This is a genomic window from Microcystis sp. LE19-10.1B, assembly GCF_027530565.1.
GTDB classification, from domain to species: domain Bacteria; phylum Cyanobacteriota; class Cyanobacteriia; order Cyanobacteriales; family Microcystaceae; genus Microcystis; species Microcystis aeruginosa.
In genome coordinates this window covers 1-3,774 of record NZ_JAPZQM010000289.1, presented here as the reverse complement: position 1 = coordinate 3,774, position 3,774 = coordinate 1, and the positions used below count along the sequence as shown (strand labels likewise).

The following is a 3,774-nucleotide window of genomic DNA, read 5'->3' as shown; positions in this document are numbered from 1 at the left end:
ATAGAGACGATTCTCGTTTATAAGTTACCGCTTCTCAATCGTCGGGAGATAGAAACTATGTTTAGTTTAGATGAATTAAAACAGACTCAGTATTTTCAAGATGTGCGCGAAGAAGCGCGTCAGGAAGGTCGTCAGGAAGGCAGACTAAACAAAGCACTAGAGGCGGTCCCTCGTTTGTTAGCCTTAGGGTTAAGTGTTGAGCAAGTCGCATCCGCGTTAGAGTTAGAGGTTGAACAGGTTAGAGCTATACAAAACGGGACATAAAAAAATGCGATCGCCTTGTAAAATAAAAGCATGAAAACTGACACGATTTTTTATCAACTCTTTCAATCTTTCCCCTCTATCTTCTTTGAATTAATTCAACTCCCTATCAGCGAAGCCAATAACTACCGCTTTGACTCAGTGGAAGTCAAACAATTTTCTTTTCGTCTTGATGGAGTCTTTCTGCCTCAAAATAATCACCCTAGATTTCATCGTAAAACCGGGGTTGGGACGGGGATAAAGTTATCCCCTCACCCAACCTTACTTACCAACGATTTAAGAAACCGCCACCATTACCCCAGCGCGGTCGGGAATTAAAGAAACCACCACCGTCAGACCAACCATTACGCCAGGGCCGCGCATTAACGAAACTACCACCGCGACCATCTACCCAACCGCCAGCACGACTATTCCCCCAACCGCGATTGCCACCATCTCCCCAGCCTAAAGCTTGTAAACTAGGATCGGCAGTACCGGACGGCAGTTGGTTAACCCGTTCGCGTACAGCGCTAGATAGACGACTTAAACGCGCTTCAATGGGATTAGCCTCGTCTGAGGCGGCCTGAGCGGTGCTAGTCAGACCGAAGGCAGATAAAGCGAGAAGAAAGCCGACTAAACCAGTTTTATTGCTGATATTCACCTGAATTTATGCTCCTATTTGGCTTCTTGGGGATTAATTTGGGCGTGTTCGATAACTTTGAAGGCAAAAAACCCCTTTAATAATTCTGGGGGGATGGGAACCATGCCTTGACTACCGAACCAGCGATCGATTTGACTAACGGTGGCCGTATCATTGGTGATGTAATCCTGCATCATTTTAACAATGGCATAGTTGACATCATCCAAAAAAGTAGAGTTATTTTCGGGAACCATGCAAGCAATGCCAAAATTAGCTAGAGCTTCTTCGGGGACGATTTCGTAGATTTTAGGGTTATCTCTGAGGATTGTTCCCGCTAAAGAGATGCTATCCCCCGCTATTGCGTCAATTTTACCAGTTTTTAAAGCTTCGAGGGCTTCTTCTACGGTGCTGTAGGTGGTAACAATTGTCGCTTGCGGTTGTACTAATTTAATCACATCCACGGCCGCAGATGTGGGAACCAAGGCGATGCGTTTACCGATTAGGGATTGAGGAGTGGAGAGATTGCTGCCTTTTTTAGCTAAAATCCTAATCCCAGAAATGCTGTAACTGATGGAAAAATCGACAACTTTCGCCCTTTCCCAAGTAAAAGCCGTACTACAAGCGATATCGATTTCCCCGCTACGAATGAGATTAATTTTCTCTCCGGGTTGGTTAGCTTCAATCATTTGCAGGGTGACGGGACGACCGAGACGAGTTTCCAATCGTTTTCTAATTCGTTCCAACACATCCATAGAATAGCCGACTAATTCCCCCTTATCATTGACGTAGGAGTAGGGAATCGCATCAAAACGGGTTCCTACGGTCAAAAATCCCGTGCGAGCCACTTTTTCCACCACTGTTTCCGCTAAACTCGGACTTGCGAGGAACATGGGCAATATGCAACCTAGTCCCACTAACTGTAAAATTTTCTTCATAAATCGAGTGCTTGCTCCCGTACAAACATAACTATACTAGAATTCACTAAAAAATCTTCAAGGTTTCCATAATAATTTCTGTGAACTTTTACAAATTAGATGGCGGTTCAAGGCGAATTAATTGACCGTTACCTTCATCGGTGAGCAGGTATAAAAATCCGTCGGGACTTTGACGCACATCCCGCACCCTCTGACCGATGGGAATCGCTTCTTGATTGATAATTTCACCCGATTTATCCACTGACAGACGGCGAATATCCCTGGAAACTAAACCACCGGCAAATAAATTTCCCTGCCAATTAGGAAAGCGATTACCGGTATAAAAGACCAATCCCGAAGGAGCGATCGCAGGTGTCCAAATTGTTTTCGGATCAATCAGACCGGGTCGAGATTTTTCGCGGGAAACCGGGGTATTAGTGCCGTACTCTTGACTAGCAGAAACCACTGGCCAACCATAATTTTTACCTTTTTCAATTAAATTTAATTCATCCCCTCCTTTTGCTCCGTGTTCGGTTGCCCAGACTCTTTTAGTCATTGGATCAAAGCTGATTCCTTGAATATTCCGATGACCGTAACTCCAAATTTTAGAACCCGCAAAAGGATTATCTTTAGGTAGAGAACCATCGTCATTGATGCGGATAATTTTACCTAGGGTCTGCTGAAAAAGTTTTTCCTGGGGGCAGGGTGTGGGGTGTGGGGTGTAGGGTGTAGGGTTTTACTCATTTTCAGGTGGCCAATTACCTAATTTTCAGGGAAAAAGTGCCTAAATTTCCCCCCGATCACTCCCATATCCAGTACTTTTTGATTGCCAAAAGGTCTAAAAGTCTTACCCAACAAGGTTTTTAGCTTTATTCAGCAAAGTCTACCTAAATGACTTTGCAGATTTTGGGACTGTTTTCTAATTAAATCTCCCGCTAATTGTAGGGGAGGATTACCCCCGTCCCCAATCGCTACCAATAAAGTGCCATCCGGTAGCCATAATAACCGCGAACCGAAGTGTTGAGAGTCGGTTTTTGCCTGGGAAACTTCAAAAATAACCCGCACATCTCGCAAACTTGCACCATCTTGACACTCCCGTCGCGCTCATGCGAGGGATTCTTGGTTCATCGAGTTTCCTTAATCTGACAGGACGTATCCAATCAAACCAGAGGGAATCTCTCCCCAAGCGTATTAGTTTCCGTGTGTCCCACGGTACTTAGTCCCTTTTTGAGAATGTTGATAGCGGCGTTAATATCTCTATCTTCTACATAGCCACAGTGAGGACAAATATGAGTTCTTGTAGATAGAGATTTAGGGACTTTTTGACCACAATTAGAACAATTTTGACTCGTGTTATGGGGGGCTACTGCTACCGTAGCCTTACCATATTTAAAACCAAAATATTCTAACCATTGTCGGAAAGTTGACCAAGCCACATCATTGATAGATTTAGCTAGTCTAGAGTTTTTTACCATGCCTTGAATATTTAAGTTTTCGTAAGCGATGAAATCGTTAGATTTAATGACGCGCAATGCCTCTTTTTCGACAAAGCCTCTACGTTGCCTACTTACTCTTAAATGTTTTCTAGCATACCTCTTTCTGGCCCTTTGGTAGTTGTTTGACTGAGGTTGACCTTTTCTAAACTTTTTAGATTTTTTCCGATTTAGACGGTTTAATCTTTTTTCTGCCTGGCGATAGTATTGCGGTATTTCTACCGTTTCCCCATCACTATTAGCGTAGAAAACTTTTAAACCTACATCCAATCCCACACATCTTTTAGTCGGTTCTAGGGGTTTCGCATATTCCCGAATATCAACACTTAGACAGAATTGGACATAGTAACCATCCGCTCGTTTAACAATTCTAACTCGTTTAATTTGGTCTATAGGATAAAAGTTTAGGTCTCTAGTTCCTTTTAGTTTAACCGTCCCAATGTTTTTCTTATCTGTGAAAGTTATTTTCTTTCTATCCTCTGATAGT

General features: G+C 43.2%; 3 protein-coding genes and 4 pseudogenes. 2 read left to right on the top strand and 5 right to left on the bottom strand.

Annotated features, from left to right (window positions below; all coding sequences use genetic code 11):
• Together O9332_RS10340 and O9332_RS10335 are read left to right on the top strand one after the other, a co-directional pair.
• Nucleotides 1-264: pseudogene (locus O9332_RS10340) on the top strand (Rpn family recombination-promoting nuclease/putative transposase); the annotation flags it as partial.
• 30 nt (nt 265-294) lie between these two features.
• Nucleotides 295-468: pseudogene (locus O9332_RS10335) on the top strand (DUF2887 domain-containing protein); the annotation flags it as partial.
• A gap of 58 nt (nt 469-526) precedes the next feature.
• On the opposite strand, the gene grrA reads toward O9332_RS10335, so the two are convergent.
• From grrA to O9332_RS10310, 5 genes and pseudogenes are all read right to left on the bottom strand, one after another.
• Nucleotides 527-901: a GrrA/OscA1 family cyclophane-containing rSAM-modified RiPP gene (gene grrA / locus O9332_RS10330; RefSeq protein ID WP_041804155.1), complete on the bottom strand. Its 375-nt coding sequence runs from the start codon at nt 899-901 to the stop codon at nt 527-529.
• A 14-nt stretch (nt 902-915) separates the two neighbouring features.
• Nucleotides 916-1,815, bottom strand: a complete 900-nt coding sequence (grrP, locus tag O9332_RS10325; RefSeq protein ID WP_288025315.1) for an extracellular substrate binding-like orphan protein GrrP — start codon at nt 1,813-1,815, stop codon at nt 916-918.
• An 88-nt stretch (nt 1,816-1,903) separates the two neighbouring features.
• Nucleotides 1,904-2,476: pseudogene (locus O9332_RS10320) on the bottom strand (PQQ-dependent sugar dehydrogenase); the annotation flags it as partial.
• A 191-nt stretch (nt 2,477-2,667) separates the two neighbouring features.
• Nucleotides 2,668-2,871: pseudogene (locus O9332_RS10315) on the bottom strand (PQQ-dependent sugar dehydrogenase); the annotation flags it as partial.
• A gap of 83 nt (nt 2,872-2,954) precedes the next feature.
• Nucleotides 2,955-3,774, bottom strand: an 820-nt coding sequence (locus tag O9332_RS10310) for an RNA-guided endonuclease InsQ/TnpB family protein (RefSeq protein WP_288025312.1), incomplete at its 5' end; no start/stop codon positions are given.